At 45.3% G+C, this 24,450-nt stretch carries 20 protein-coding genes; 13 read left to right on the forward strand and 7 right to left on the reverse strand.

From position 1 onward, the window contains the following. Positions 1-52: 52 nt before the first annotated feature. The 7 genes from OQY15_RS14205 (at position 53) to OQY15_RS14235 (ending at position 9,541) form a co-directional block, all read left to right on the forward strand. Positions 53-1,345, forward strand: coding sequence for a DUF4010 domain-containing protein (locus OQY15_RS14205; protein WP_265792444.1), 1,293 nt, complete (start codon positions 53-55; stop codon positions 1,343-1,345). A 138-nt stretch (positions 1,346-1,483) separates the two neighbouring features. Next, positions 1,484-1,894 (forward strand): nuclear transport factor 2 family protein, encoded by a 411-nt coding sequence (locus OQY15_RS14210; protein WP_265792445.1) that lies wholly within the window; start codon positions 1,484-1,486, stop codon positions 1,892-1,894. A 127-nt stretch (positions 1,895-2,021) separates the two neighbouring features. Next, positions 2,022-2,897, forward strand: coding sequence for a helix-turn-helix domain-containing protein (locus OQY15_RS14215; RefSeq protein WP_265792446.1), 876 nt, complete (start codon positions 2,022-2,024; stop codon positions 2,895-2,897). 19 nt (positions 2,898-2,916) lie between these two features. After that, positions 2,917-3,840, forward strand: a complete 924-nt coding sequence (locus OQY15_RS14220; RefSeq protein ID WP_265792447.1) for a hypothetical protein — start codon at positions 2,917-2,919, stop codon at positions 3,838-3,840. 205 nt (positions 3,841-4,045) lie between these two features. Continuing rightward, the gene (locus OQY15_RS14225) at positions 4,046-4,693 is read left to right on the forward strand and encodes a response regulator transcription factor (RefSeq protein WP_265792448.1); all 648 of its coding nucleotides are present in this window, start codon (positions 4,046-4,048) and stop codon (positions 4,691-4,693) included. Positions 4,694-5,069: 376 nt separating this feature from the next. Next, complete coding sequence (locus OQY15_RS14230) at positions 5,070-8,186, forward strand: TonB-dependent receptor (RefSeq protein WP_265792449.1); 3,117 nt, start codon at positions 5,070-5,072, stop codon at positions 8,184-8,186. A gap of 5 nt (positions 8,187-8,191) precedes the next feature. Then, positions 8,192-9,541 (forward strand): RagB/SusD family nutrient uptake outer membrane protein, encoded by a 1,350-nt coding sequence (locus OQY15_RS14235; protein ID WP_265792451.1) that lies wholly within the window; start codon positions 8,192-8,194, stop codon positions 9,539-9,541. Positions 9,542-9,586: 45 nt separating this feature from the next. Here OQY15_RS14235 and OQY15_RS14240 read toward each other — a convergent pair whose 3' ends face one another. Further along, positions 9,587-10,048, reverse strand: a complete 462-nt coding sequence (locus OQY15_RS14240) for an Lrp/AsnC family transcriptional regulator (protein WP_265792452.1) — start codon at positions 10,046-10,048, stop codon at positions 9,587-9,589. A gap of 154 nt (positions 10,049-10,202) precedes the next feature. Here OQY15_RS14240 and metE point away from each other — a divergent pair, with 154 nt between their 5' ends. The 3 genes from metE (at position 10,203) to OQY15_RS14255 (ending at position 14,475) form a co-directional block, all read left to right on the forward strand. Next, positions 10,203-12,503 carry a 5-methyltetrahydropteroyltriglutamate--homocysteine S-methyltransferase gene (gene metE / locus OQY15_RS14245; protein ID WP_265792662.1) on the forward strand — a complete coding sequence of 767 codons (2,301 nt, stop codon included), beginning with the start codon at positions 10,203-10,205 and terminating at the stop codon, positions 12,501-12,503. A 74-nt stretch (positions 12,504-12,577) separates the two neighbouring features. Next, positions 12,578-13,528, forward strand: coding sequence for a hypothetical protein (locus tag OQY15_RS14250; RefSeq protein ID WP_265792453.1), 951 nt, complete (start codon positions 12,578-12,580; stop codon positions 13,526-13,528). A gap of 2 nt (positions 13,529-13,530) precedes the next feature. After that, complete coding sequence (locus OQY15_RS14255; RefSeq protein WP_265792454.1) at positions 13,531-14,475, forward strand: YafY family protein; 945 nt, start codon at positions 13,531-13,533, stop codon at positions 14,473-14,475. Positions 14,476-14,491: 16 nt separating this feature from the next. On the opposite strand, the gene OQY15_RS14260 is transcribed toward OQY15_RS14255, so the two are convergent. The 4 genes from OQY15_RS14260 to OQY15_RS14275 all read right to left on the reverse strand — a co-directional run bounded on the left by OQY15_RS14260 (position 14,492) and on the right by OQY15_RS14275 (position 16,290). Further along, positions 14,492-14,830 carry a n-acetylglutamate synthase gene (locus OQY15_RS14260; RefSeq protein WP_265792456.1) on the reverse strand — a complete coding sequence of 113 codons (339 nt, stop codon included), beginning with the start codon at positions 14,828-14,830 and terminating at the stop codon, positions 14,492-14,494. 12 nt (positions 14,831-14,842) lie between these two features. Next, positions 14,843-15,181 (reverse strand): DUF3817 domain-containing protein, encoded by a 339-nt coding sequence (locus tag OQY15_RS14265; protein WP_265792457.1) that lies wholly within the window; start codon positions 15,179-15,181, stop codon positions 14,843-14,845. 10 nt (positions 15,182-15,191) lie between these two features. Beyond that, the gene (locus OQY15_RS14270; RefSeq protein ID WP_265792458.1) at positions 15,192-15,557 is read right to left on the reverse strand and encodes a hypothetical protein; all 366 of its coding nucleotides are present in this window, start codon (positions 15,555-15,557) and stop codon (positions 15,192-15,194) included. Positions 15,558-15,702: 145 nt separating this feature from the next. Beyond that, positions 15,703-16,290, reverse strand: a complete 588-nt coding sequence (locus OQY15_RS14275) for a TetR/AcrR family transcriptional regulator (RefSeq protein ID WP_265792459.1) — start codon at positions 16,288-16,290, stop codon at positions 15,703-15,705. A gap of 209 nt (positions 16,291-16,499) precedes the next feature. Here OQY15_RS14275 and OQY15_RS14280 point away from each other — a divergent pair, with 209 nt between their 5' ends. Continuing rightward, positions 16,500-18,893, forward strand: coding sequence for a TonB-dependent receptor (locus tag OQY15_RS14280; protein WP_265792460.1), 2,394 nt, complete (start codon positions 16,500-16,502; stop codon positions 18,891-18,893). 36 nt (positions 18,894-18,929) lie between these two features. Here OQY15_RS14280 and OQY15_RS14285 read toward each other — a convergent pair whose 3' ends face one another. Together OQY15_RS14285 and OQY15_RS14290 are read right to left on the reverse strand one after the other, a co-directional pair. Beyond that, entirely contained in the window at positions 18,930-20,114 is a 1,185-nt protein-coding gene (locus OQY15_RS14285) for a GTP-binding protein (protein WP_265792461.1), read from the reverse strand. A gap of 116 nt (positions 20,115-20,230) precedes the next feature. Then, positions 20,231-21,424, reverse strand: a complete 1,194-nt coding sequence (locus OQY15_RS14290) for an aminotransferase class V-fold PLP-dependent enzyme (protein ID WP_265792462.1) — start codon at positions 21,422-21,424, stop codon at positions 20,231-20,233. A gap of 75 nt (positions 21,425-21,499) precedes the next feature. Between OQY15_RS14290 and OQY15_RS14295 the strand changes: the two genes are divergently transcribed. After that, the gene (locus OQY15_RS14295; RefSeq protein ID WP_265792463.1) at positions 21,500-22,948 is read left to right on the forward strand and encodes a PLP-dependent aminotransferase family protein; all 1,449 of its coding nucleotides are present in this window, start codon (positions 21,500-21,502) and stop codon (positions 22,946-22,948) included. A 170-nt stretch (positions 22,949-23,118) separates the two neighbouring features. Then, positions 23,119-24,438, forward strand: a complete 1,320-nt coding sequence (locus tag OQY15_RS14300; RefSeq protein ID WP_265792464.1) for a sugar porter family MFS transporter — start codon at positions 23,119-23,121, stop codon at positions 24,436-24,438. Positions 24,439-24,450 lie beyond the last annotated feature (12 nt).

Consider the following 24,450-nt stretch of genomic DNA (forward strand, 5'->3'; position numbering starts at 1 on the left):
AAATAGGGCTCTTACGCTGTAAATTCCTTATATTGAAGCTATATCATCACGAATGGAATCACTCAAGGAATTTATCAATCTAAACCCCGGGCCAGTTGCGTTAAAAATTGTTGTAGGAGTCGGTATCGGCATGCTGATCGGAATGGAACGTAAATGGTCGCACCAGGAAGCCGGAATCCGCACATTTTCAATCATTGCATTACTGGGCGTACTTTCTTCCATCATCGGACTGGAAATTGTTATTGTATCCATGCTGGGTGTTTTTCTGCTGATTACAGGCATCAATGTAAGGAGTTTAAGGGTAAACAATACGCTGGAGATTGCCACCTCGGCAGCACTGATCGTAGATTACCTGCTGGGAGTTTTGGTAGGCTTCGGCCATATCTTTACCCCCGTTGCCGGTGCCATTGCGATGACGATGTTACTGGCATGGAAGATAGAACTGAATCGCTTTGCGGGTGGTTTAAAACCTTCGGAAATCAGAAGTGCGATTATATTGGGACTGATCGGTTTTGTAATCTATCCGCTGATGCCCAACAGGTATATCGATCCTTGGAACTTAATCAATCCCAGTGATGCCTGGCTGAGTGTGATCGCAATTTCGGGTATTGGCTTTCTCAATTATGTTTTCCTCAGAATCTTCAGCACGGATGGCTTGTATTGGGGGGCTATTTTTGGGGGACTGGTAAACAGCACGGCTACCGTGGCAGAGATCAGCGGCAGGGCGCAGACCAGGGCTTTGACCTCCAAGATCACTGTTTTATGCCTGCTCACCAACATTGCAATGTTTGCGAGAAACCTGATTCTGGTGGGGATCTTTTGCCCTGCAGCATTACCCGCAAGTCTGTTACCGCTGATAGCGATGTCTCTGGTCTCGGGTTTATGTATATGGATGGATGTCAGAAATGATAGTAATGAAGTGATCAAAGTAGAGGAAGTTGATACTCCACATCTGGATACACCAATCTCGGTGCCCAAGGTGCTTACCTTCGGGCTGCTATTTGTGCTGATACAAATTGGAGGAACATTGCTCACCAGGGGCTTCGGCAGTTACGGTATGCTGGCTACAGGTGTTTTCGGAGGATTGATCAGTAGCGCCAGTACCACTGCAGCTGCAGCGACAATGGCTAGTCACGCGCAGATTACGGCATCCGTTGCGGGTAGTGTGGCTATACTTTCATCACTCGCCAGTGCGGTAATCAGCCTGCCCATTATCTGGAAAACTGTGAAAGACAGAAAGATCGTGCAGAAATTTACTTTAGAACTCGTTGCCATTGTGATTGCAGGAACTACGGTAGTGTGGATCGACCGTGTTTTTGAACTGACGGAACGATTCCTGAGATAAATTAGCTTTGCTGTTTCAAGACAATATATCAAATAAATAAATGCTGCTTCCTAAAAATATCATATCAGGGAAGCTGATATTCTTTTCATAACCTGGAGAAATATCCTATAATTGCTCTCATACTAAAATGAAAAAACGATGGAACAAAAATTCCCGCTGCCTCCATTTAATGTAGAGACAGCAAAACAAAAAGTACAGCTGGCTGAAGACGCCTGGAACAGCCAGGATCCTGTTAAAGTATCTATGGCCTATACAGTAGATAGTGAGTGGCGCAACAGGTCGGTCTTTGTGAACGGTCGGGAAGAAATTGTACAATTCCTGACCGCCAAATGGGAAAAGGAATTGGATTATAAACTGAAGAAAGAACTCTGGGCTTTCAGCAATAACAGGATTGCTGTGCGGTTTGAATATGAATTCCGCAATGATCAGGATGAATTGTTTCGTGCATATGGCAATGAAAACTGGGAGTTTGATGAAAATGGCCTGATGCAAAAAAGGTATGCCAGCATCAATGATGTGCCGATAAAGGAATCAGAAAGGAGGCTTTAAATTGAAATAGGGCTAAAAATGTCCCTATATGAATCGTATTTCCGTACTTGTTATTAATCTGTTTACTACCGAAATTTATCCCAGGTAATGAAGGAGTATGTTTTACTCAGATTAAAATCATACGAAGATGAAACAGCAGGTATTTGACAACAACTTTAAAACGATAGGGTTGATACATGTGAGCCAGGAAAGCCAGAATCTCCTGAATTCTGAAGCCTACAAGTCTTACATCAAAGTCATTTATTTACCTCAGGGAGGTAAGGTTAAGGTGGATTTTAGCCAATATAGTGCAGCAGGTCCTGCATTGTTCTTTGTTACCCCTAGCCAGGTGTTAAACATTCAGGACCTGCAAGGAAATGAGGGATACTTCATTTTCTATAACCGTGATTTTTACTGCATTGAAATCCATGATGAAGAGGTGGCATGCGACGGACTTTTGTTTAATAATATTAACAATGTGTCCATGACTTGTGTTCCTGATCAGGACGCTGAATTTATCACTAATCTCTTCACTCATATCGAGACTGAATTCGCCCTCAAAGACTCTTCTCAGGAAGAGATGCTCCGCACTTACCTGAAGCAGCTCTTCATCAAGTCTGCACGGATCTGGAAACAGCAACACCTGGGCGGGGTACTGACAGACCGCGATAGTGATCCGGATTGTTTCAGGAAATTCACTTTACTTGTAGATAAGCATTACAGGAATAAACATACTGTTGCAGACTATGCAGATCTGTTGCTGGTGGCACCAAAAACACTTACGCACAGGTTTAAACGATTGAATCTTCCTCAGCCAAATGAAATCATAAAAAACCGTATCATTCTGGAAGCCAAAAGACTTCTTGTGCATACAGATATGAAGGCTAAGGAGATCGCCTATAATTTAGGTTATGAAGATCCTGCTTATTTCAGCCGGCTATTTTTTATCAAAACCGGTGAATCACCTTCCAGTTTCAGAACTAAATATCTCATGAAAAGCAACTTAGATGAGATTGAGATTTAAACTTTTCATTAGTACTGCCATGATACTATCACGAAATCCCATCAACGTTCTAATTGCACTCATCTGCGCAGCCCTGCCAGGTTTTGCTCAGCACAAGCCACAGTCTGCTTTCCTGTCGAGGGTTGGTACAACGCCAGCTTATGTCATCAGGATGTTTCAGGATGCAGGAATGTCACCGAAGGAACATCCACTCACAAAAGAGGAGATGAAGATTGTGTCTGATGCATTTGCGGTACTTCCTTCCCGGCATCAGAAAGTATTGATGCAGCACCTCAAAAGTATCAGCTTTCTGGATAATATGCCAAATACAGCTTTAACAGCACCCCTCACTGCGGGAGGCGAGGATAAACAATATCATATTGCCTTCAGGGCAGGGATCCTTCCGCAAACCATTTCTGAATGGGTGACTGAAAAAGAACGTACCTGCTATAGCAGTGGCGACTCATCTATAACGGTCTCAATAGATGCCGGAAAACTGAGTGCATTCACTTACGTATTATTACATGAAGGTACACATGTGCTGGACGGATCAACCGGGCTTATCTCTACCGACACGCTGGCCGGAAAAACTAAACAAAATACTTTTACGCAAAACTTTGCCCGGGGTATTTGGGAGGATATTTTTACACATCAGCAACCTCTTGCAGACTCTGTTCTGGTGAAAAACCACTTTCGCCGGGGCGGCAGAAAATTCCTTCCCTCAGAGGCAGCAGCTGTATACAAAGGACTGAGCAAAACCTCATTTGTATCTCTTTACAGCACAGCCAGCTGGCACGAGGATATTGCAGAATTACTCAGTGTTTATCATCTGACAGAAGTTCTGAAGCAACCCTTCTCTATCAGGGTCAGCCAGAAGGGAAAAGAGCTTTTTCACTATGATCCCATGCAGTCGCCCCAGGTACGCCAGCGTCTTCCGATACTCATGAGCTTTTATCAGACCTAATCTGAAATATTAACTGCTGCTCCTTCCGGAGTATCCAGCTGAAGCTACTTACTGGTCCATTTTTGATAATTATTTGATAAGTATATTGATACAAAATACATCCTCAGGGAAAAATATGCATAAGACTTTGCTATATGTCTATTATTCAGGGGTTATTTTCTGATGACCTTTGTATAGTCAATTCATAAAAATCAATTTATAAATCATGTCTATACGGATAGCGATATTTGATGAAAATGATAATGTTCGTCATCGGATTACCGAATTATTGAATACAGATCCTGCCTTTCAGATCGTCGGAAATTATAAAAATGCAGTCAGTTGTGTAAGGGATATTTATCGCTTAAGACCAGATATCGTCATCATGGATATCGAGATGGCAAAGGTAAACAGCATCGAAACCGTGAGAACGTTGAACCACAAATTTCCGCATATCCAGATTCTCATACAAACGGTGTTTGAAGATGATGAGCGGGTATTTCAATCCATTGCTGCGGGAGCTTCAGGATATATATTGAAAACTCATCTGAATCGTTTTCTTATCAATGCTATCAAAGAACTTTATAATGGAGGATCACCGATGAGTCCCTCGATTTCACGAAAAGTGATCAATACCCTCCAGAAAGGATTGATTGGCAGAATCCATCCTCGGGTACCTGAATATAAGCTCACTCCACGTGAGCGGCAAGTGCTTGCAGCTGTAGTTGATGGTTTAAGTCATAAGATGATTGGTATGGAGTTAAATATCAGCTATGATACGGTCAGAACTCATATCAAAAGTATCTATGAAAAACTGGATGTAAATTCTCTGACAGGTGTAGTCGCAAAGGCTATACACCACAATATCATCTGAGTGGGGTAGAGAAGCTCCCCTCAATAGTTTTGTCATTTTTATTTTACAATTAAAGTCTACTAAAAAAGTAGTATTAATTGGATTATCTGATTAAGATGCTTATAATTGCGTGGTATTCAAATGAAAGCCGCTGGTTAGCGGCGATTTACGGCAAAACAAATCAAGCGATGAAAACTCTTAACGTCTCCTACTTAGATTACACACCAGCAAATTCTATGCGATGTTGTTGCTGTATCTGTTAGGCTGCTAAAAGGTTTAATCCAGGCATTCCTCAATCTTTTCTTCAACCGGTCACCATGGTGATCATCCTTAAAAACAAACATTATTTGTTGCGCAGAGCCAACAGGCTCAGGCATAACATTTAACCTGATTTTTTATGAACTACACTTTTACGCATGATTTAAGTGGGCATTCCTATGCCCCAAACCGAACGAAACCTGGCTATCATTCCGGGTCGAAAAACAGGCTCAGCAGCCATATCCTGACGGGATTTCTGCTCTACCTTCTGATCCTGCTGCCGGGAATCACATCGGCACAAACACAGCGGCCTATCATCAACTCTAAACTCAGTGGCCGCCTGTTTGATTCCAGAACCAAAGATCCACTGCCAGGGGCATCTGTACAAATCAAAGGCACCACCCACCAGGTAACTACAGACGGAGATGGACGCTTCGAGTTTACTACCGGACAAAAATTTCCTTATACTTTGATCATCAATTATATTGGTTACGACAGACTGGAAATTAACGCTACCTCAGAAAATATTGATATCCCGCTGGTCTCTCAAACCAGGGAACTGGGCGAAGTATTGGTGGTGGCTTATGGCACTCAGGAAAAGAAGGACCTGATTGGTTCGGTAGCGAAAGTAAAACTGGATGATGTGAAAGCGATCCCCGGCGGAAGTTTTGAATCACAGCTACAGGGTAAAGTTGCGGGTCTGCAGATCAACACCAATACGGGGGTACCCGGCGAAACGATCAATGTTCGTTTGCGCGGTGCCACCAGTATGAACGGTAACAACAACCCGCTGTACATTATTGACGGGGTATTTATTGAGAACGGAAGTTTACAAACCTACAGTACCGGTGGAAAGGCAACATCGCCGATAGCAGATATCAACCCCAGCGATATAGAAAGTATTTCTGTATTGAAGGATGCTGAGGCTACAGTTTTATATGGTGTACGTGCCGCCAATGGGGCCATCATCATTACCACCAAACGCGGAAAGTTTAACCAGAAGCCTAAAATAGACTTCAACCTTTCGCAGGGATGGGCAAAGGCCGAAAAACTGTGGGACTTAACTACCGGTGAGCAGCATGCCCAGCTGGTAAACGAAAACTGGGTAAATACTGGCGGCACATTTGCCACCAGGCCATTCCGACCAACGACTGAAGGTGGCAGGGGCTTACCTGAGCAGCAGCAGACTTACGATCGCCTGAGCCAGGTTTTCCGTACGGCGAACCTGCAGAACTATGATGTCTCTATCGGTGGCGGAAACAACGGTTCGCGCTATTATTTCGCCGGTGGTTACAATAAACAGGAGTCTATCCTCAAGCCGATCTCTTACGACAGGGCGAGTTTTAAAGCCAATTTTGACCAGAAGGTAACGGACAAAGTAACGCTGGGAATCAGCAACACCTTTGCGCGCAGCTACCGTAATGAAGGTCGCGCGGGTGACGGCCCTGCCGGCGGATTGTTACAAGCTGCGCTGCATACCCCAACATATCTTTCGCCCTACAATGACCAGGGTGTACTGGTTGGCCGCGCAGGATTTGATAACGTCACCTTATTATTAGATAACTATGATGTGAACTCTACAAGCTTACGTTATATCGGTAACCTATATGCGGAAGCAGACATCCTTCCGGGATTGAAGTTCAGATCGAGTGTAAGTGCCGACTACAATAACTATAATGAATCAGAATACTGGAACACTTTCCTGCTATCCGGTTCACCAAATGGCCTGGCAACCTCATCCGTTGGTCAGCGTACAACGTTACTGAACGAGCAAACCATTACGTACCGCAAAAAGATCAATACGAACCACAGCTTTGGCGTTTTAGTGGGTAATACGGTGCAAAGTACCTCGTACTCGCGGAATTATGCACAGGGTACAGGATTTGCCAATAACTCCTATAAGCTGATTTCTTCTGCTGCCGTGACTACAGGTTCAGAAAGCTGGTCGAAGAGAAACCTGGCTTCATTTTTCACCAAGCTTGATTATAATTTCGCTGATAAGTATTTACTGGATGTCAGTCTGCGCGCTGATGGTTCATCGGCCTTTGGCCCGGATAAGAGATGGGGATACTTTCCTGGTATTGGTGCCGCATGGAATATCAAAAGAGAGGATTTCCTGAAAGATGCAGGTTTTATTGATGACCTGAAACTGCGTACCAGTTATGGTATTACAGGAAGCCAGAACGGGGCGGGCGATTTTGCTTCGCTTGGTCTCTGGGCAGGTGGATCGCCTTATCAGGGAAATCCGGGTACTGCGCCCCAGCAGATTTCTAACCCTTCACTAGGCTGGGAGCAGACCTCACAGTTAAACCTGGGACTGGATGCGGCCTTCTTTAATAACAGGCTGACCTTTGAGTTTAATTACTACCGCAAATACACTACTGATGGTATCATCCAGAGACCTCTTGCCGCTACGCAGGGACTATCCAGCTACTTTGACAACGGCATTGAGATCAGCAACCGCGGATTTGAGATTGCCCTGAGCTCTGTAAATGTTAAAACCAAAGATTTTAACTGGAGCAGCAGCTTCAACGTTTCTCAAAACAAAAACAAAATTGAGAAACTGGACCAGCCAGTGAAGTTTGGCAGCCGCGACCTGATTCTGCAGCAGCAGGGTAGTCCTTTGTACTCTTTCTGGGTATATAAAGAGCTGGGCGTAGACCCGCAAACGGGTAACGTGATTTATGAAGATTATAACAAAGACGGCAAGATCACGGCAGACGACCGTCAGATTCTGGGCAGCATCTGGCCGAAGTTTTTTGGAGGATTAACCAACAACTTTACGTACAAAAACATTGATCTTAACGTGTTCATGGCCTTTTCATATGGCAACAAGGTGTACAACCACAACCGTTTCTTTGGTGAAGGCGGTGGTGCCAGGGATGCCGCAAGGATCATCTTTGCGAGCAACGTAGACAGGTGGCAGCAGCCGGGGGATATCACTGACACCCCTCGTCCGGATGGTATCAACAATAACAACTACAAAGATGGTGGAGGCAGATGGCTGGAGAACGGCTCATTCCTGCGTCTGCGCTCTTTAACAGCAGGTTATACTTTTTCTAAAAAGATATCGAGAAAGGTAGGTCTGGAGAACCTGCGTATTTACGCCATTGGTACCAACCTCTTCACAGTGACCAAATACACTGGTCTTGATCCTGAATCAAGTGCCAGCAGCGCACAGAACGAGCAGGGGATAGATTTAGGTACCCCGCCGCAACCAAGAACTATTCAAATTGGCCTGAACGTAACTTTATAACTATTATGACACGCATTAACTTTATATATTTTCTCTTATCAACCCTGGCACTGACGTCATGCAAGAAGTTTCTCGAAGTGGAGCCCAGAGCATCGATCTCTGACGACCAGACGATCTTTGATAAAACTTCTGCTCAGACTGCGCTCAATGGGGTATACTCATCCCTGGGCTCAGGAGGGTATTATGGTACAACCTTTCAATCAATCGGCTACCTGTCCGGCGACAATATCCAGTGGACAGGCTCACAGTCGCAGGTGCAGGAATTTATCAACCACAATGTGAGTTCAGGAAATGCCACGATCAGTGGTGCCTGGATCGCAATTTATCAAACGATAAGCCGGGCAAATAATGTGATTGCCAGAGTACCTGATGTGAATGATGCTACTTTTACACAGGCACAGAAAAACCAGATTATCGGCGAAGCGTATTTTATCCGCGGCCTGGCTTACTTTGATCTGGCAAGAACCTGGGGGGGAGCGCCGATCATTACCACACCTACACAGAGTCCTGCCGATAACAGGGGCCTCGGCCGTCGCCCGGTAGCTGAAGTGTATGCGCAGGCACTGAGCGACCTGAATGCTGCAGAGCCTTTACTGCCGGAGACTACCGACCGCTATCGCGCCACGCGCAAAACGGTATATGCTTTAAAAGCGAGATATTACCTTTACAATAAAGACTGGGCACAGGCAGAAGCATTTGCCACCAGGCTGATTACAGACAATAACTATTCTCTGCTGAAACCGTATAGTGCTTTCTTCGCGGGCAACGCACGTGGTACACAGGAGTCTGTATTTGAGATTTTCTACAGTGCTACGGAAACGAATGCTCACCGTAACCAGTGGCAGCCACAGGAAAACGGCGGAACGCGCCAGTGGGCTCCCAATGATGCTTTTGTAGCGCTGGTAAACAACCCTCTGGTAGGGGGTAACAGGAATGTGCTGGTTGCCCGGGATATCCAGGGACGCTGGTATGGTAATCTGTACTACCGATCGCCGGCTACAGATCCGAGTTTCGTGATCCGTATTGCGGAGCTGTACCTGATCCGTGCAGAGGCACGTGCCGAACAGGGTAGCGCCGCACAGCTGCTGGCAGCACGTGCCGATCTGGATGCGGTACGCAGCAGGGCTGGTTTAGGTGTAACGCCTGCGCTCACAAAAGCTGAAGTGCTGCTGGCGATAGAAAATGAGCGCCGGATTGAGTTTGCACTGGAGCCTCACCGCTGGTTTGACCTGGTACGTACAGGACGTGCAGCTGCGGTGTTCAATATCACTGATCCGAATAAGCTTATTTTACCAGTGCCACAGGATCAGATCCTGATAGATCCTTCCTTATTGCCCAATAACCCAGGTTATTAATTGATATTTGAACGGCCGGTGGTTCATCCCCCGGCCGTTGTTCTTTTAGAAACTAATGTTGTGCGTGTTTTTGATTTCGGCCATGACAAAAGTGCTGTGCGTACTGCCTATACTTTCTACAGAGCCCAGTTTGTTAAAGACGAAATCCTGATAGTGCTTCATGTCCTTGGCATATACTTTTAGTATAAAGTCGTAATCCCCCGAGATATTATAACATTCCACCACCTCATCAATACCGAGGATATCTTCTACAAACTGGTGGCCTATCTTTTTATCATGCTGTTTCAGCTTGATATTGCAGAAAACAATAAAACCCTGGTTAAATTTCTCTGCATCCAGAATGGCGATATACTTTTTGATAAAGCCGTTGCTCTCCAGTCTTTTCATGCGTTCAAAAACAGGTGAGGGGGAGAGATTTACCATCGCCGCGAGTTCTTTGTTGGTGTGGTTTGAGTTGTTGGCCAGGATCTTCAGCAGCAGTAAATCCGTTTCGTCTAAGTCGTTCATAGAATATTCTTCTTTTCAGCCAGCAATATTAATCTTTTAAAAGCATATTATGCTTTAGATTTTGATTTAACAGCATTATTTATCTGATTTTTAGCTTTTATAAAGTTATATAATCTTCAAATGTATCTTTATGCCAGTTAAAAAGTTGAAAGAAATGTTGACACAAAACCTCGGCTACCCAAGGATTGGAAGCCACAGACAATTGAAAAAAGCATGCGAACAATACTGGGCTGGCAAAATTGACTTTGCAGAACTCAACAATGTTGCTCGAACCATTAAAGAACAAAACTGGCAGAGCCAGCTGGATGCAGGTATCGATCTGATCCCTTGTAACGACTTTAGTTTTTATGACCAGGTACTGGACACCAGCTTATTGCTGGGCAACGTCCCTAAGCGGTATTCACCGGTTTTGTCGGCCATCAAAACGAACACAGAGATCGACCTTTATTTTGCTATGGCCCGTGGCTATCAGAAGGACGGCCTGGACATTACAGCAATGGAAATGACCAAGTGGCTGGATACCAACTATCACTATATCGTGCCGGAGTTTACTGCAGATCAGGAGTTTGATATCTTCAGCGAAAACATTTTCAGTGAGTATAATACAGCACAGCAACAGCTGGGCAAAAAGGCGAAACCTGTGCTCCTGGGACCGGTGAGTTATCTGTTACTGGGAAAAGAGAAGGAAGAGGGTTTTGAACGCATCGATCTTATCAAAAAACTGGTACCTGTATATGTGGCCGTCATCAATAGGTTGAGGCTACAAGGCGCAGTGTGGATCCAGCTGGACGAGCCATGTTTGTCGCTCGATCTTTCAAAGAAAGAAAAAGAAGCATTTGAATACGCTTATCGTGCAATTGCAAATCGTGTAAGTGGCGTCAAGTTACTTATTGCCACATACTTTGAAGCACTGCTCGATAACAGCCTGCTTGCGGTTTCTCTTCCTGTACATGCGCTCCACGTGGATCTGGTACGTGCCCCAGAGCAGCTGGATGAAGTACTTGCATTGATCCCCGATAACCTGAAGCTGTCAATAGGTGTGGTAGACGGACGCAACGTCTGGAAAAACGATTACGAAAAATCCCTCGGGCTGATCAGCAAGGCTGTAGAGAAGCTGGGTGCCGATCGTGTGATTATTGCCCCATCCTGCTCTCTGCTGCACAGCCCGATTGATTTGGAACTGGAAACAGCTATCGATCCGGAGATCAGAAACTGGATGGCTTTTGCCAAACAAAAACTGACTGAGATTGATGAGCTTCGTCAGATTGCAGAGGGAAATACTGATCTACTGGCAATTAACCAAAGTGCAATTGAAAGCCGTCGTTCTTCAAAAAAAGTGCATAAAGAGGAAGTAAAAAAACGTATTGCTGCAATCAGCGATGCGGATGCCAGTCGCCATAGTGCCTTCCCACTGCGTCAGCGTTTGCACCATGAACGATTTAACTTGCCGGCATTTCCAACAACTACAATTGGTTCCTTTCCGCAAACGGATGATATCCGCCAGTTGCGTGCCAGGTATAAAAAAGGCGATCTCAGCTTTGAACAGTATGAGCAAGCCATAGAGCAGGCGACAATAGAGACGATCCGCTGGCAGGAAGAGATTGGCCTGGATGTGCTGGTACATGGCGAATTTGAGCGTAATGACATGGTGGAGTACTTTGGGGAACAGCTGGATGGCTTCCTGTTTACGAAAAACGGCTGGGTACAAAGTTATGGCAGCCGCTGTGTGAAACCACCGGTAATTTATGGTGATGTGAGTCGCCCGCGCAACATGACCGTGCGCTGGAGCTCTTTTGCTGCCGCACAAACGGCAAAGCCGATGAAAGGGATGTTGACGGGACCGGTAACGATCCTGCAGTGGTCCTTTGTGCGTGACGATCAGCCGCGTGAGATTACCACTAACCAGATCGCCTTCGCGATTCGTGACGAAGTGCTGGCGCTGGAAAAAGCAGGAATAGCCATTATACAGATTGATGAAGCTGCTATCCGCGAAGGGTTACCGCTGAGGAAAGCAAAACATCCGCATTACCTGGATTGGGCAGTAAAAGCTTTCCGGATTACGGCTGGTGGTGTGCAGGATAAAACCCAGATTCACACCCATATGTGTTACAGTGAGTTCAATCATATCATCGAACATATTGCGGCTATGGATGCCGATGTAATTACCATTGAGACATCGCGATCACAAATGGAGCTGCTACAGGCCTTTGCGCATTTTGAGTATCCCAATGAAATTGGTCCGGGGGTATATGATATCCATTCCCCGCGGGTACCGGGTACAGCAGAAATGGCATCGCTCTTAGCGAAAGCGGCCGATCTGCTTCCGGCGCGCAACCTGTGGGTGAACCCGGATTGCGGACTTAAAACACGGAAGTGGCCGGAGACTAAAGCTGCCCTGGAGAATATGGTTGCTGCGGCGAAGCAAGCGCGCGAACAAATCAAAGTAGAAGGTTGATTTAATACCTCTGAGGGCAGGCAGATAAAAATTATCGCTTGCCCTTGTTTACAAAATTTATATATTGTTGCCTTATGTTCATAGATAAAATAAAATCGGGGGAGTCGGGGATTTTGATGTACGGGATTACCCCTCCAAAATCGGAAACCAGTCCGGAAAGAATTGCGGAGATTGCAGAACGGACCATCGCAAGGCTGATCCCTCTGGATATTGATGCTTTGATTGTGTACGATGTACAGGATGAATCTGCGCGCACCTCAGTTGAAAGGCCATTTCCTTTTATCAATGCGCTGGATCCCTTCAAATTTGCGGGCAGCTATCTGTCAGCACTGGAAATCCCGAAGATCATCTACCGTCCGGCAGGCAAGTACAGCAGGGAAGAACTTTCAGCATGGCTGGCTGCACTGGGCGAGCAAAGCTTTTACCCCGTTTTTGTAGGTGTGCCTGCGCCGGATTTTAAGGTCAAAACGAGTTTGCCAGAGGCGTACCAGTTATGGCGTAAACATGAACATGAGTCGGTAATCGGAGCCGTGACCATCCCGGAGAGGCATGCTGTGCTTAAAGATGAGGACAAGCGTATCCTGGACAAGGCGGCAGAAGGGGTTTCTTACTTTATCTCGCAATGTGTTTTCAACGTGGGTTATGCGAAGAAAGTGGTGGTGGATATTTGCGCAGCTTGCAAAAGTCAGGGCAGCGTTCCACCCACAATCATCTTTACGTTAACGGCCTGTGGTTCATTAAGAACCCTGCATTTTATGGAGTGGCTGGGTATCCATGTGCCAGATGAGCTGAAAGCAGAGCTTGAAAGTTCAGAAAACATGCTCGAAAAATCAGTGCAGGTATGTCTGGACATCGCCGCTGAGTTAATCTCCTTTTGTACGGAGCATTGCCTTCCTTTTGGTTTCAATATAGAAAGCGTGGCGATCAGGAAAGACGAGATCGAAGCCTCCATTCATATGGTAAACCAGATTGCGGAGATGTTAAAGGAAAAAGGAATCAGGAAAAGGATTGCCCAGAACGTCTAGGGATGGATATCAGCAAACGCTTTGACCGTATACTACAACTGTTCTTTCTGTTGCAGTCCAAAGCTATAGTCAATATCACTGAGCTGCAGTCGAGGTTTGAAACGAGTAAGAGAACCATCTACAGGGATCTGAAAGCTCTGGAAGCTGCGGGAGTGCCGGTGACTTATCACGATGGTTCAGGATATTCCATATCCGAAGGCTTCCGCATCCAGCCCTCCAGGTTTACCCATGAGGAAGTACTGAGCCTGCTGATTGCAGAAAAGATGATGCAGCAGCACCAGACAAAATTTATCAAACAACATTTTGAATCTGTACTGGTAAAAGTGAAGAGCTCCCTGCATGGTCAGCAGAAAGTGACTTTACAGCATCTGGATGATAAGCTATTGGTGAACCCGGAAACTGAAGCTGCTAACTATCTGCCAGACATCATCAATACCCTGCTCAGCAGTATCTCAGGTCAGGACATTGTTAAAATCAGCTACCATAAAAGCAGCGATAAGGATACCAAAGTCCGCGAGATTGAACCTGTGGGATTATACTACGAAAAAGACTTTTGGTATGTACTGGCGTTCTGCCTTCTGCGCCACGATTACCGTAGTTTCAGGCTGGACAGGATCAGGCAGTCGACCTTAACCGGTACTCCTTTCACCCGCAAACATCCGGCGCTGCGGGAGCTACGTGAGGATCTCAATATTATGCCGGCCATCCCGATCAGGGTCAGGGCAGACCTGAAAACAGCGCATTTCCTGTTCTGGGATCGCGACAGCTACGGATTTTATAAAGAAGAAAAAACTGGCGATCATGTAATGATGTATTTCAATTGCACGGTGCATCCAACTGCTTTTGTACGCTGGTTTTTGAAGTTCATTGATGTTGCAGATATCATGGAGCCGCTGGCATTGAAACAGGAACTGATGGAGATTCTCCGGAAGGCAATGGTAAGGTAGGGTGCCCTTTTGTGTATTATATTTCTTCGATCACAGATTCACCATGTGAAAGGTCGCCGGATGTCCATTCCCAAACTTCGTGTAAACGTATCTTACCGTTCGGCAGAATCTCTGGTGTAGACCTGCATTTGCCTGTCATGAGCTCAGCTTTCAGGTTGACCTGATGATAACGCATATCAATATTTCCCTGCTCATCTACCAATCCGATGAGCTGCCCGCTTTTAATTTGTCCTCCTGAATATACTGCAGTAAGGATGTTTCCCTGTTGCTGGTAGTGGAATATGGTATCTCCTGAGGTTTCGCCGTTATCTGAGTTCCGGATCGGTCTGAATTGTTTTTGGTCGTAGTTGATCATCGTGGTACGAATTTAGGAAACTTTGTTAGAATGTTTTGGAACTGTAGCATTATACGCAGGCCTGAGTATAAAATGATCGGCAATAAATGTCCCCAGTGGAAGAAGACATGAAACCAGCACTTTGAGGGTATCACTCATTTTCCATTTTTCTTGTATCGCTACACTGATGGTGTTGATTACAAATAGCAGGAATAACGCACCATGAATGGGTCCCAGTGCCTGGACAAGGGAAGGATCATTGTATCCATACTTTAACGGCAGCCCTACACACAGCAGTACAAGCAGAGATAGACCTTCCAGAAACCCGATCAATCGCAGACGGCCAATATTTGTTGAGAATAGCTTCATCATATGTATTTATTTAAAGATTTCGGAAAAAAGGCCTTTGTGCGAGTGGAGAAAAAGGCCATGGAATAGCACACAGAATGATCAGTAAGGCAATTCCATAACAGATGACGACCAGGAAAAACTTCTTCTGCTCATTATCCTCCCTTTTAGAGAATGCAGACCCCAGGGTAATAATGACGATTGCGGTAATCATCATTGAAATATGAATCAAACCATAAAAAGAAAAGTCGTTTATGCCGGAAATAAGCTTCTTTTCAGGCGACCTGAAATACGAAACAACCGGGCTTTTGAAGTAAATCGCCATACCAATGAGCAATTGCAAATGGGCGATAGTTGCGGTCCAGTGTCTGATCCGGTTATCCGAATTTGTAAAAGGCAATTTTCGTATGTATTTGCTTGCAAAAAATATGATGGTATAAATCAGACTGATCAATACCAGCCAACGGAAAAGAGAGTGAAGAAAAAGTAGAATTAAAAACATAATTAAATAAGATACTAACTGGTATGTTTATGGGTAAATTTTTTTAGCTTAACGTTTCTGTGTAATGGATGAACTGCGTTAAAAAGCTCTGATATGAAGCCGGACCAAACATTTTACCCATATTTCTGGCACCAGCATAGGCCCCCACAATATAGGTTGCAGCATCTTTGGTATTCAGTTCTTGCCTGACTTTCCCACGTAATTGCCCCCGTTTCAGGCAATCAGCAATAGCATCTATCCAGGCGAGGGTCAGCATTTGTAAAGCCTGGCTAAAAGGCTCACTCAAGGGTGTCATTTCTTCGATCAGGTTGACCAATGGGCAGCCATATCTTGGATCAAAATTCACGCGGTCGCCCAACAAAGATTTCATCATGATCACAATATCTTTAACCGGATCTTCAGAATAATTCAGAGGAACGACCATCATCGATTTCATCATTGGATGCATCAGTTCCCTAAGGATAGCCAGTGCCATCTCTTCCTTATTTTTAAAATGATAAAAAAAGGCGCCTTTTGTCACTTGCATAGAAGATAGGATATCGTCAATGCTCGTGGCCTGATATCCTTTTATGTACATGTGTTGTGCAGCATTTTTAAGAATGCTCAATCGAGTTTCTTCAGATTTCTTCATTACATACTAAGTGGTATGTTTCAAAGGTAGCGTTTGATATGGTATAACAAAATCTATGATTTGCTTATGAAGTTTTTTGACGAATGATTGACGAATTACAAGGAAGCCTGACGATAAATTATTAGGACAAGCTTAAATATTTTAATAGTCTACTACTTGGAATTGATCTAAATAAGTTATATTAGTCCCCGAATTACTCATCATTAGATATGCAACTTTATACTTCAGCCATTCAGGCGGGACGAACACTGCTTTTAAGCAAGCTCTCCCGGATTCTAATCCTCACTTCAATATTATTCTTTGTATCCCCTAACTCTTCAGCCGCTCAAGATTCAGGGACTGCTACCGTTACTGGTGTGATTACTGATGCATCCGGGCAAGTGCTTTCACATGCAACTATTTTGATTTCAGGTGGTGCAAACGGCCATACTGATGAAGAAGGACGCTTCAGCTTCGCAGGACTTACTGCCGGCAAACACCAATTTACGGTGAGCATCGTAGGTTACCAGACGATCAGCAAGGAAATTATGCTGACGGCGGGTGAGACAACTGACCTTTCACTGCAGTTGCAGGAGAAAAACGCACTTTCCGAAGTGGTTGTCACTGCAGGACGTAAGGCAGAAAGCATCAGAGACGTTCCCTCTTCGGTGACGATCCTGAACCAGCGCCAGGTGGCGGAGCAGATCAACGTCAATCCTTCTGTAGCTTCTATCCTGGGTAACCTGGTTCCGGGTTTGGGAACAGCCACCAATAAAGCCACCAACTCCGGACAAACACTTCGTGGTCGTCAAGTGCTTGTACTGGTAGACGGGATCCCACAATCCACGCCATTGATGAACGGTAGCCGCGATATCCGTACGATTGATCCCGCAGTAATCGAAAGAATTGAGGTGATCAAGGGTGCTACATCCATCTACGGGAACGGCTCGGCAGGTGGTATCATCAATTTCATAACCAAAAAACCGGCGGTCGACAGGGCTTTTTCAGGAACCTCAAGCGTAGGGCTGAGCGGTAATCTGGCACATCCCAATCAAACTTTGGGCTACCGTGTATCGCAATCTTTTGCAGGAACATTAAATCGTTTTTCTTACGTGGTGAACGGTACCTACAACTATACCGGTGTGCAACGTGATGCCAAAGGCAAAGTGAACGCACAGCCTGACGGTCTTGGAGAGAACTCACTCACCAATGCTTTTGTAAAGCTGGGCTACCATATTGACGATAACAGTGATGTAACAGCATCTTACAATCTTTTCCGTAGCACGCAAAACAGCGACTATGTAAATGTGATTGGTAAATATGGTGTAAATCCTTCTGTTGGTCAGAAGGGTGAAGATCCGGGAGAGCCTGCAGGAACTCCATACAACCACAATGTGCTGGTGACCTACCATAACAAGGCATTGCCTTTAAATACAAATCTGGATCTGTCAGCTTATTATAATGGCTTTATCTCTATGAACCGTTATGTAGCCCAGGGGACAGCCTGGTACGGACCTGGACAAACCAAGATCCAGTCGTTTAAAAAGGGGGTACGCTTAACACTGAATACCCCATGGAAAATGGGTACGCTGGGTGAGGGGGAGGTGACCTACGGGCTGGACCTGCTTAACGACCGCACGAACCAGATTCTGACCGACGGACGTGTATATATTCCGGATATGAACATGGTAAACCTTGCACCTTACGCGCAGATGAAACTGGATCTGCTCAGCAATTTCATCCTGAAGGCGGGTATCCGTTATGAGAATGCCAGGGTAAAAGTGAAAGATTACAATACCATTGCCCGCGGACCAGACAATCAGGGCAGTATCGCAGTTACAGGGGGTAAAATTCCTTACAATGCTACTACCTTCAACGCGGGATTACGCTACAATAAATATGATTTCTTTAACCCTTTTGTGAGTTTCTCACAGGGATTTGCCATCAATGAACTGGGCCGTATCTTACGCAGCGCGACGAGTACCAACCTGGAAAGTATCTCTACCGATCCTATTATTACCAACAATTATGAGGCTGGATTCAGTACTACAATTGGCAAGCTTAACTTTACCGCAGCATATTATAAAAGTACCTCTAATCTGGGTGCTAACCTGGTTGATAATGGAAGTGGCGTGCTGGTTGCCCAAAGGGAGCCTGAAAATATTCACGGTTACGAACTTACTGCCGACCTGCTGCTGACTCAGCAATGGACTGTTGGAGGAAGTTATGCCTATGTTGAAGGTAAATCTGAGCAGAGTAATGGCAATAAAGCATACCTGAACGGTTTGCGTATCGCTCCACCAAAAGCTACAGGCTATCTGGGCTACCGTCCGACCAGTGCTTTTGATTTGAAACTTTTCTGGGTTTACACCGGAAGCAGGGACCGCTTTGATGTGAGAACTAACGGCTTGTATGCCAACAGTGAAGGGCCAGTGACATCTATTCATCTGTTTAATCTTGCAGCTAACTATAAGTTTAGCAGTAAATTCTCCACAGCACTCGGCGTAGAGAATCTATTTAACAAATCGTATTATCCTGTAGTGACTCAGTACCGTGCTGTTGACGCAGAATATGTAAGAGGTATCGGTACAACAGCTAACCTGAACTTCTATTATAACTTCTAAAACTATAGTGTACGTGGGTATCCGATCCACGTACACTTATATAGGAGTGACTTTGAAATTTCCATTTAGATAGTCTCCAATTTCAGTCTCATCTAATAAACATTGAATAAGTTGTGCTTTGAGCAGATCGCAATCCAGATGATGACCTATAAAAACCAATTCATTTTGCCGGTCGCCAAATTGCGGGTGCCACTTTGATTCAATCAGTTCTTGGTTCTCTGCAAAATCCTCGTAGGCAATTCTCTCGTGATAGGACATGCTGGACCACCATACGCCTGCACTTTCCAGACGTGATGATCCGCCGGCCTGCGACAAATTCATAGCCTGCTCAGGGCGGTCGGCCTGCCAGTACAATCCTTTAGACCTGATAATATTGGAAGGAAAATCTTCTTGCAGAAATTTCATAAACCTGACCGGGTGAAATGGCCTGCTATCTCTGAAGACCATGGAATTGATACCGTATTCTTCAGTTTCAGGAGTGTGAATGTTGTTCAGCTCCTTGATCCAGCCGGCCGAAGCTGAAGCCGCCTCATAATCGAACATCGCTGTATTTAGAATTGCAGCAGGATCAACTTTAGAGAAGGAACTTTCAATAATCCGGGCATCCGGATTGAGTTTTCTGAGCAGGGCATGAATGAGCTTCAGATCCCCGGGAGCAACCAAATCAGTCTTGTTCAATATGATCACATTGGCAAACTCAATCTGATCTGTAATCAAATTGACGATCGTGCGGTCATCTCCGTCGATATTGGTGAGATTTCTGTCTGTCAGCCTTTCTGCAGTACCGAAGTCGCTGTAAAAGTTATAAGCATCAATCACCGTAACCATGGTATCGATATAGCTGAACCGGGAAAGATCTATATCTTGTACCTGGTCTACAAAAGAAAAGGTTTGCGCAACAGGTATAGGTTCCGAAATGCCGCTGCTTTCGATCAAAATATAATCGAAACGGTTTTCTGCAGCTAATTTTTTCACTTCAATCATCAGGTCTTCACGCAATGTGCAGCAGATACATCCATTGCTCATTTCAACGAGCTTCTCATCAGTTCGCGATAAGCCACCCTGACTCTCAACCAGTCTGGCATCTATGTTTACTTCGCTCATGTCATTGACGATGACAGCTACTTTGAGTCCTGATTTATTATTGAGGACGTGGTTGAGCAGGGTGGTTTTACCACTTCCTAAAAAACCACTTAAGACAGTAACAGGTATTCTTTTCATTTCCAAAATTTGAAATCAAAGGTATATAAAATAATACCAACGCAACAGTGTTGCATTGGTATTATTTTATATTATTGGATTGAAAAGGGATTTTGTTATCATTTTACCATGCATGCTTACATGAGTGTTTTGATCTCAGCGCATAACATATCCAGCTCTGCTTCAGTGTTGTAATAATGTACGGAAGCCCTCACTACGTTTTGCAGCTGATGTTTGTTCATGTATAACAAAGTTGATTTGGCTAATCCCACGGAGACATTGATATGCTCTTCTGCAAGCCGTTCTTTTACCTGCTGGCAGTTAACCCCGCTCAAAGAAAAAGTGACAATACCGCAAAGCTGATCACCGGTATCATGAAGCTGTACTCCAGCAATTTCTCCAAGTTTACTGCGGAGCAAAGCAGCCAGGTGACTGATACGTTCCCAAATCTGATCAATACCAAGATCCAGGGCATAGGATACGGCTTTAGAAAGCCCTAATGTTAACGCCCTATTTTTCTCATAGAACTCAAAACGTTTGGCATCGCCCAATGGCTGATAATCATTTTCGCTTATACTTTTGATCGAATGCCCGTCGATGAACAGCGTTTTCAGTTTGTCCTGCACTTGCTGTTTCACATATAAAAATCCTGTTCCACGTGGTGCACGCAGGTATTTCCGTCCGGTTACAGACAGGAAGTCGCAGCCGATTGCTTCTACATCTACAGGCATTTGTCCTACACTCTGGCATGCATCCAGCAGGTACATGACCTTGTGCCGGGCAGCAATCCGCCCAATGGCCTCTGCAGGCAGCAGACCACCGGTTGTTGAGGCGACATGCGTAACGGCAATCAACTTAGTTTTGGGATTGATCGCGGCCTCCAGCTGCTTCAACGAAAAATTACCCTGTTCATCATTCGGTATCACCACCATCTTTACCCCGTACAATTTTTCGGCATTCAAAAAACCGATCATGTTAGTCACGTATTCCAGCTCCGAGATCAGTATTTCGTCTCCCGGTTTAAAATCAATACCATGAAAGGCGATGCACCAGCCGGTACTGGCATTTTCTACGAGGGCAATCTCTTCAGGATCGGCGTTGATCAACCTGCCAATCAGCGTATAGGTATCGGCTAGTTCCTGCTTGTATTTCGCTTCAGCTTCGTAACCTCCGGTTAACGCTTCTTCCTGTAAGTATTGGATTACGGTATCTACCACTGAGGATACCGGCAGGGAAGCACCAGCATTATTGAGGTGAACGATGTGAGCAGCACCAGGTGTATCATTTCTGAACTGCTCAATTTGTGCGGGCGTAAAAGGATGAGCTTGCATAGCTTTTTTTCTACAAAGAAATCCATCTATGGCATACAAAAACAGATGCAGATTTTTTATTTTTGACCATAACAGATGGAAGATCAATTTTTATACGAACAGATTGCAGCGAGGTTTGAACAGCAGGTAAGCGAGGGTGTTTTGTCTCCCGGGGATAAACTTCCTTCTGTAAGAATGCTGAGCCGGGAACAAGGTGTGAGCCTTAGTACAGCCTATAAAGTTTACGTTGAACTGGAGAATAAAGGACTGATTGAAGCGCGAACGCGCTCGGGTTATTTTGTCAGGAAAAGATATCAGGAGACACGGCAATCATTGCCCTGCCAGGTGATGCTGCCGGATACCACGCCAGTGAATGTGGATGAGATGATCGCTACCGTTTTCAGACACATCCCCAACGAGCACATGATCCGGCTGTCGCAGGCTTTGCCTTCAGCAGAGCTGATGCCTGTAGCAAAACTTAATAAGTCGATGATGGAATCATTGCGGAAAAGCACTTCCGGAAACGGCCATTATGAAGTGCTGCAGGGGAATATCGCTCTGCGCAGGCAGATTGCTAAACATAGCATCAATTGGGGCTGTGCCATCGTTCCTGATGATATAGTGACCACCCATGGCTGTATGGAGGCGTTGATATTTTGTCTGCGGGCACTGACCAAACCCGGTGATACCGTTGCGATTGACAGTCCGACATACTTTGGGATATTCAATGTCATGCTGAGTCTCGACCTGAAAGTCCTGGAGATACCTGTACATCCCACAGATGGCCTTGATATCGGTTATCTGGAGCAGGTAATGGAAACAACAGCGATCAAAGCCTGCCTCTTTGTGCCCTCCTTTAACAATCCAACCGGGGCGCTGCTATCAGATACCAGGAAACAGCAGTTGGTGGAGCTGTTAAGAACCAGGGAGATTCCACTGATTGAAGACGATATATACGGCGACCTGTACTTTGGCAGGAAAAGGCCCCTGAGCTGCAAGGCTTTTGATACCGAAGGACTGGTATTGTTATGTTCTTCAGTATCTAAGTCGCTCGCTCCGGGGTACCGCGTAGGCTGGTGCATCCCTGGTCGTTTCAAAGAAGAAGTGCTCCGCATGAAGCGGATGCATACCGTGAGTTCTGCCACACCTACGCAGGCCGCTGTAGCGAACTTCTTTGAGACCGGCCGTTACGACCTTCACCTGCGCAAACTACGTAAGATGCTTCACATGCAATGCCTCCATTATACGGAAGCAACTGCCAATTCCTTTCCCCCGGGGACTATCATCACTGCGCCACAGGGCGGATATGTCCTGTGGATAGAACTGGACGCTGGTATTGATGCTTTCAGCCTGTTCCGCATGGCGATGGAGAAGGATATCAGTATTGCACCCGGACAGGTTTTCAGTACCGACGGGCGGTTCAGTAATTTTATCCGTATTAGTTTTGGAGCACCACTTACTACTGAGATCCGAAACAGTATTCAGATTTTGGGTGACCTGGTTCGTGATTACAACACCATGGCACTTATTCAGAAATCTCCCTGATTCGAAACGGGTCTTTCCGAATCTGAATAAAGAAAGACAATAATCGATTTTTTGTGATCTTCTTTGTTTTTAATTATTTTGATATTACATTTAAATCACAAGCATCAGTGTGGGTATACTGTGCGATCAAAAATTTCTAACCAAATAAATAGATGAAAACAAATTCTGTTATGGCATGGTCCATAGTTGTTGCGCTCGGTGGTTTCCTTTTTGGTTTCGATACCGCAGTGATCTCTGGTGCGGAGAAATCTATCCAGCAATACTGGTCCCTCTCCGTATTTCAGCATGGACTGACAATTTCAATTGCCCTGATTGGTACGGTTTTCGGCTCCCTGCTGGGATCCAGACCTTCTGATGCCTTCGGCAGAAAATACACGTTGGCCTTTGTAGCCGCGGCTTACTTATTATCTTCTCTGGGAACGGCTCTTGTAGACAACTGGTACCTTTTCCTTGCCTTCCGTTTCCTAGGTGGTCTGGGTGTGGGGACCTCATCTGTGACGGCACCGATTTACATATCCGAAGTCTCTCCTGCAGATAAACGTGGGAAACTGGTAGGACTCTTTCAGTTTAACGTGGTGTTAGGGATATTGATCTCGTATTTGTCCAACTACCTGCTCAGCCAGACCGGAGAGCATTCCTGGCGATGGATGTTAGGGGTACAGGCGGTACCTTCGCTGGTATTCCTGATCCTGATCAAGTTTATTCCGGAGAGCCCGAGATGGCTGATCCTCAAAAAAGGAGATATTGAAGGAGCGCTGAAAACCCTTAAAATTATCAACCCTTCCAATTATAATGAAGAACTGAGTGCTATACAGGAATCTGATCAGCTGAGCAGTACAGACAAGGGTGTCAAATCACCGGGTTTGTTCTCCGGTCAGTACAAAGTACCGATCATGCTGGCAGTGCTGTTTGCGTTTTTTAACCAGGTTTCTGGTATCAACGCCATCATCTATTATGCCCCAAGGATTTTTGAGCTGGCGGGATTAGGCAAGCATTCATCGCTTTTATCTACGGTAGGCATAGGAATTATCAACTTTGTTTTTACGCTGCTGGCACTCAATTTTATTGACCGTGTAGGACGGAGGGTACTCATGCTGATCGGCTCAGTGGGGCTGATTATCTCCCTGTTTCTCGTAGGTTTTACTTTCTATTTCAACATCCAGGGAAGCATGGCTATCCCGATATTTATCATGGTCTTCATCGCTTTTTTCGCCTTTTCACAGGGAGCGGTTATATGGGTATTTATTTCAGAAATCTTCCCTACGCAGGTCCGTGCTAAAGGACAAACCCTGGGTAGTTCTACACACTGGATCATGGCCGCGCTGATTGCTTTCTACTTTCCCTACCTCACAGAAAGCCTGGGGGGCGCAGTTACGTTTTTCTTCTTCGGGACCATGATGATCCTGCAGCTGCTTTTTGTATGGAGGATCATGCCTGAAACAAAAGGCACTACGCTCGAACAAATCGGTTCTAACCTGACGATGCACTAATTCTTCTTATAT

Origin of the sequence: Pedobacter sp. MC2016-15 (assembly GCF_026239695.1) — a bacterium.
Taxonomy (GTDB): Bacteria; Bacteroidota; Bacteroidia; order Sphingobacteriales; family Sphingobacteriaceae; genus Pedobacter.

Coding starts and splice junctions, on each gene's coding strand:
- OQY15_RS14205 (WP_265792444.1), top strand. CDS start 53: ATGGAATCACTCAAGGAATTTATCAATCTAAACCCCGGGCCAGTTGCG.
- OQY15_RS14210 (WP_265792445.1), top strand. CDS start 1,484: ATGGAACAAAAATTCCCGCTGCCTCCATTTAATGTAGAGACAGCAAAA.
- OQY15_RS14215 (WP_265792446.1), top strand. CDS start 2,022: ATGAAACAGCAGGTATTTGACAACAACTTTAAAACGATAGGGTTGATA.
- OQY15_RS14220 (WP_265792447.1), top strand. CDS start 2,917: ATGATACTATCACGAAATCCCATCAACGTTCTAATTGCACTCATCTGC.
- OQY15_RS14225 (WP_265792448.1), top strand. CDS start 4,046: ATGTCTATACGGATAGCGATATTTGATGAAAATGATAATGTTCGTCAT.
- OQY15_RS14230 (WP_265792449.1), top strand. CDS start 5,070: ATGAACTACACTTTTACGCATGATTTAAGTGGGCATTCCTATGCCCCA.
- OQY15_RS14235 (WP_265792451.1), top strand. CDS start 8,192: ATGACACGCATTAACTTTATATATTTTCTCTTATCAACCCTGGCACTG.
- OQY15_RS14240 (WP_265792452.1), bottom strand. CDS start 10,048: ATGAACGACTTAGACGAAACGGATTTACTGCTGCTGAAGATCCTGGCC.
- metE (WP_265792662.1), top strand. CDS start 10,203: ATGTTGACACAAAACCTCGGCTACCCAAGGATTGGAAGCCACAGACAA.
- OQY15_RS14250 (WP_265792453.1), top strand. CDS start 12,578: ATGTTCATAGATAAAATAAAATCGGGGGAGTCGGGGATTTTGATGTAC.
- OQY15_RS14255 (WP_265792454.1), top strand. CDS start 13,531: ATGGATATCAGCAAACGCTTTGACCGTATACTACAACTGTTCTTTCTG.
- OQY15_RS14260 (WP_265792456.1), bottom strand. CDS start 14,830: ATGATCAACTACGACCAAAAACAATTCAGACCGATCCGGAACTCAGAT.
- OQY15_RS14265 (WP_265792457.1), bottom strand. CDS start 15,181: ATGATGAAGCTATTCTCAACAAATATTGGCCGTCTGCGATTGATCGGG.
- OQY15_RS14275 (WP_265792459.1), bottom strand. CDS start 16,290: ATGAAGAAATCTGAAGAAACTCGATTGAGCATTCTTAAAAATGCTGCA.
- OQY15_RS14280 (WP_265792460.1), top strand. CDS start 16,500: ATGCAACTTTATACTTCAGCCATTCAGGCGGGACGAACACTGCTTTTA.
- OQY15_RS14285 (WP_265792461.1), bottom strand. CDS start 20,114: ATGAAAAGAATACCTGTTACTGTCTTAAGTGGTTTTTTAGGAAGTGGT.
- OQY15_RS14290 (WP_265792462.1), bottom strand. CDS start 21,424: ATGCAAGCTCATCCTTTTACGCCCGCACAAATTGAGCAGTTCAGAAAT.
- OQY15_RS14295 (WP_265792463.1), top strand. CDS start 21,500: ATGGAAGATCAATTTTTATACGAACAGATTGCAGCGAGGTTTGAACAG.
- OQY15_RS14300 (WP_265792464.1), top strand. CDS start 23,119: ATGGCATGGTCCATAGTTGTTGCGCTCGGTGGTTTCCTTTTTGGTTTC.